Genomic DNA, 4,067 nt, shown 5'->3' on the forward strand with positions numbered 1-4,067 from the left:
GGGGTCGCCTGGGGGCGCTGGTGGGCCGCGTGGGCATCCCCAGCGGCCTGCACCGCGAGGCTCGCCTGCACCTGGTCCTCCAGCCCCGCCTGACACTCCGCGCAGTCCGCCAGGTGGACACTGAAGGCCTGGGCCTGCTCGGAGGTCAGCTCGCCGTCCACGAAGGCGGCGAGCTGTTCGCACATCGGATTCAAGAGGAGACCCCGGCGCTTCCCTGTCGCGCGAGGAGCAGCTCCTTGAGCTTCTTGCGGGCGCGGAACAGGCGGGTGCCCACCGTCATGGACGGGATGCCGAGCCGTCGGGCGATCTCCGCGTAGCTCTGTCGCTCCATGTCCTTCATTCGGACCACCTCGCGCAGCTCCGGGGGAAGCTGTTCCACCGCGCTCCACACGTCTTCAAGCGTGTAGTGCGCCCAGATTTCCGGCGGCGTTTCGGCCTCCGCCAGGGTGTCCCCCATCGCGTCGGTGAACTCCTCTTGGGGGTGCCGCCGGTCGTGCCGGCACCAGTCGAGGAAGCGTCGAACGAGGATGGACGCCAGCCACGCCATGGGAGGCGCGGACCGGTCATACGTATGAAACGCGCGGAAGGCCCGCTCGTAGGTTTCCTGCAACAGGTCCTTCGCGTCGGAGGGGTTGCGCCCCCGGCACAGGATGCGGGCCCGCTCTTCCAACGCGGGTGCGCACCGGGCGACGAGCGCCTGGAACTCCGCGGCGTCCTCGCGGGAGGCTGGGGCTGCCTCCTTCTCGGATGCGGAGGACTCCCCGGGCCGGGGGACGACACGGGGCGATCGCGGGCGGAACACCACGGGCCCGTTCCTAGCAGGCCCCGCCCCGGCCGCGAAGTCCGACGATACCCGCCCGTGCGGTTCCCACCGGGCAGGTTGGCCGCCCGCCGCTTGTTTCCGGAGGGTCAGCAGGGGCCCTTTCCGGGCACGGCCAGGGGGGGCAAGCGCATGGGATGGCTCCAGTGGGGCGAGGACCCGAGGGGAAAGGGGGCCCTCCCCCCTGGGTTACGCCAGGGGCCGCGCTTATTCCCCCGGAATCAGCAGGGGTTTCCTTCGAAGATTTCCGCGCCCGTGCGCACGGGGATCTTCGTCCCGTACGACGTCGCGATGCCCGTCACCCGCACCTTGGAGTAGCCCGCGTCGCCGGGGATGTAGAAGCGCGTCCGGCAGTAGCCCGGGATGCCCGGGATGGCCGAGGGGAGCCACGAACCCGAGCCCGTCACCGTGCCCAGGTACATCCAGGCGCCGGTGGTCACCGCCCAGGCGTCGGCGGTGACGGACAGGTTTTCGCAAGCCGACCTGGAGGCCGGGGCGGAGGTCGGGGCCGCCTCCACGAAGGGCTTGGCGGACCGGCCGCCAATGCTGGTCACATCCACCACGAAGCGGTCGACGCAGGACGACTGGGTATAGGTGGCATCCACCGACGACGCGTGGGTGGAGACATAGCCCGTCTTGCGGCAGTTCCAGACGTAGGGGACCGTCGCGCCGTCCGGCTGCGCCAGCACCGTGCTGCTGGTGAGGCAGGGGAGGACGGGCGGCAACACGATCAGCGCATCGCTGGCGCTGGCGGCCTCGCCCTCCTGTCCTGTCGAAGCGGCGTCCTCCTCCAGCGGACCTCCACAGGCGGTGGCGAGCGAGGCGGCGAACAGGAGGGCGGCGGAAGAGGTGAAGCGCATGGAGGACTCCGAAGAAGGGCGGGGGATGAACAGACCGGTGTGGGCCCCTGCCCTGTTACGTCGGGTGTCGCGCTTATTCCCCGCGCCATTTCCACGGCCTTTTTGCGCCGTGCTAAGGCGCTGGCGCGTGGACATCGACAAGCCCTACCTGCTGTTCCTGGGAGACGTGAAGGATCAGCTCGCGGCCAAGACGGCCCACGGCATCGTGGACTGGCGGCCCGAGTGGTGCGTGGGCCAACTGCGGCTGCCGGGGTGCATGGCGGACTGTGGCCTGCCCGACATGGACCTCGCGGCGGCGAAGGCCCGGGGCGCGCGCACGCTGGTGGTCGGCGTGGTGAACGCGGGCGGCGTGCTGGCGGACGCGTGGGTCACCACGCTGGTGCGGGCGCTGGAGGCCGGGTTTGACGTGGCCACCGGCCTGCACAAGCGGCTGGGCTCCATCCCCGCCGTGGCCGAGGCCGCGGCGAAGCACGGGCGCAAGCTGCACGACGTGCGCTTTCCGGACCGGGACTTCGCCACGGGCAAGGGCACGAAGCGCCAGGGATTGCGCGTGCTGACGGTGGGCACCGACTGCGCGGTGGGCAAGAAGTACACGGCGCTGGCGCTGGAGAAGGAGCTGCGCAATCGCGGGTGGAAGGCCGACTTCCGGGCCACGGGCCAGACGGGCATCCTCATCTCCGGGCGTGGCGTGGCGCTGGACGCCGTGGTGTCCGACTTCGTCGCGGGCGCGGCGGAGTGGCTCACCCCGGAGAACGACGCGGACCACTGGGACGTGGTGGAGGGCCAGGGCTCGCTGTTCCACCCGTCCTTCGCGGGCGTCACGCTGGGCCTGCTGCACGGCGCGCAGCCGGACGCCTTCATCGTCTGCCACGAACCCACGCGCACCACGATGCGTGGCGTGAAGCATGCGCTGCCGTCGATTCAGGACGTCATCGACCGCACGGTGCTGGAGGGCCGGCTGACGAACCCCTCCATCCAGTGCACCGGCATCGCCATCAACACCGAGTCCCTGGCCGAGGACGCGGCCCTCGCGCTCTTGGAGACCACCGGCCGCGCGCACGGGCTGCCCTGCGTGGACCCCCTGCGCACGGGGGCGGGCCCCCTGGCCGACGCGCTGGCGAGCCGCTTCCCGCGCGCCTGACGTGCGAAACCCGTCCCACCGGGGCGGGCCGCGATATAATTGGAGGCACCATGGGACGCATTTTCGAGACACGCAAGGCGACGATGTTCGCCCGCTGGAACAAGATGGCGAAGATCTTCACGCGCATCACGAAGGACATCGTGATCGCGGTGAAGGCCGGCGGACCGGACCCGACCTCCAACTCCGCGCTGCGCCGGGCCATCCAGAATGCCCGCGCGGCGAACATGCCGAAGAACAACGTGGAGAGCGCGATCAAACGCGCCAGCGGCCAGGACCAGGCCGACTACCAGATCGTCCTCTACGAGGGCTACGCGCCCCACGGCGTCGGCGTGCTGGTGGAGACGGCGACGGACAACATCGTGCGCACCGTGGCCAACGTCCGCTTCCCGTTCACCAAGCTGGGCGGAAGCATGGCCACCTCCGGCGGCGTGTCCCGCATGTTCAAGCGCATGGGCGCCATCCGCCTGGACCCCGAAGGACTGGACCTGGAGACGCTGGAGCTGGAGCTCATCGACCACGGCCTTCAGGAGATGGGCGAGACCACCGGCGAGAAGGGGGAGAAGCAGCTCCTCCTGCGCTGCGAGTTCGCGGACTTCGGCAAGCTCCAGGCGGCCATCGAGGCCAAGGGCATCTCGCCGCTGTCCGCGGAGTCCGAATACATCCCCCTGGAGGGCACCCTCAAGGAGCTGCCCGAGGAGCAGGCCCAGGAGGTCCTCAAGCTGGTGGACATGCTGGAGCAGGACGAAGACGTGCAGCACGTGTTCCACAACCTGGCCTGAAGAAGCGCGCCTGGGACTCCAGGCGAAGCGCCGGCCCCCGGGCCCCTCCGGAGGCCGGCCCCGCTCACCGCGGCGTCAGAGCTGCTGAAGCTCCGCCGCGCTGAGCACCCTGCCGTAGACCCGCACCGCGTCGATGCGTCCCTTGAACGGCGTGCCGCCTCCAGGCCGGTTGCCCAGGGCGACATTCAGCGACGGGCTGGGGCGCTCCCCGGGCCATGCACGGACATCGCATCCGTTCACATTGAGAACCCGGGGTGGCAGTGCTTGCGTGAAGGTCCAGCGGGTTGGGATGCGATGGTGCATGAGGGGGGGCAATGTCGGACGAAGGTGAAGGTCAGGACCTGCGGGAGACGGTGAAGCGGCTGGAGGCCACGGTCGCGGCGTTGGAGACGCGGCTCGCGCGACTGGAAGCACCCGGCACTCCCCTCCCCGCCTCCGCGCCCCCCGCCGGGGGCGCGACGGCGGGG

Annotated in this window: 6 protein-coding genes; 2 read left to right on the forward strand and 4 right to left on the reverse strand. The window is 70.5% G+C overall.

Annotated features, from left to right (window positions below; translation table 11 throughout):
* The 3 genes from D7X74_RS40260 to D7X74_RS40270 all read right to left on the reverse strand — a co-directional run.
* A partial coding sequence (locus tag D7X74_RS40260) for an anti-sigma factor (RefSeq protein ID WP_233602462.1) occupies positions 1 to 185 on the reverse strand: 185 nt, incomplete at its 3' end.
* 5 nt (positions 186 to 190) lie between these two features.
* On the reverse strand, positions 191 to 802 hold the full coding sequence (locus D7X74_RS40265; protein WP_233595518.1) for an RNA polymerase sigma factor: 612 nt from the start codon (positions 800 to 802) through the stop codon (positions 191 to 193).
* A gap of 239 nt (positions 803 to 1,041) precedes the next feature.
* Positions 1,042 to 1,680 (reverse strand): hypothetical protein, encoded by a 639-nt coding sequence (locus D7X74_RS40270; protein WP_120538234.1) that lies wholly within the window; start codon positions 1,678 to 1,680, stop codon positions 1,042 to 1,044.
* A 127-nt stretch (positions 1,681 to 1,807) separates the two neighbouring features.
* Here D7X74_RS40270 and dgcN point away from each other — a divergent pair, with 127 nt between their 5' ends.
* Both dgcN and D7X74_RS40280 read left to right on the forward strand, forming a co-directional pair.
* Positions 1,808 to 2,821 carry an N-acetyltransferase DgcN gene (gene dgcN, locus D7X74_RS40275; RefSeq protein WP_120538235.1) on the forward strand — a complete coding sequence of 338 codons (1,014 nt, stop codon included), beginning with the start codon at positions 1,808 to 1,810 and terminating at the stop codon, positions 2,819 to 2,821.
* A gap of 50 nt (positions 2,822 to 2,871) precedes the next feature.
* A complete protein-coding gene (locus D7X74_RS40280; RefSeq protein WP_120538236.1) occupies positions 2,872 to 3,600 on the forward strand; it encodes a YebC/PmpR family DNA-binding transcriptional regulator in 729 nt (242 codons plus the stop codon).
* A gap of 75 nt (positions 3,601 to 3,675) precedes the next feature.
* On the opposite strand, the gene D7X74_RS40285 is transcribed toward D7X74_RS40280, so the two are convergent.
* Positions 3,676 to 3,840 (reverse strand): LamG-like jellyroll fold domain-containing protein, encoded by a 165-nt coding sequence (locus D7X74_RS40285; protein ID WP_158622363.1) that lies wholly within the window; start codon positions 3,838 to 3,840, stop codon positions 3,676 to 3,678.
* Positions 3,841 to 4,067 lie beyond the last annotated feature (227 nt).

Origin of the sequence: Corallococcus sp. CA047B (assembly GCF_003612065.1) — a bacterium.
Taxonomy (GTDB): Bacteria; Myxococcota; Myxococcia; order Myxococcales; family Myxococcaceae; genus Corallococcus; species Corallococcus praedator.

What these genes read in the sequence shown, in the direction of transcription:
- D7X74_RS40270 (WP_120538234.1), bottom strand. Translation starts at nt 1,680, where the DNA reads ATGCGCTTCACCTCTTCCGCCGCCCTCCTGTTCGCCGCCTCGCTCGCC.
- D7X74_RS40280 (WP_120538236.1), top strand. Translation starts at nt 2,872, where the DNA reads ATGGGACGCATTTTCGAGACACGCAAGGCGACGATGTTCGCCCGCTGG.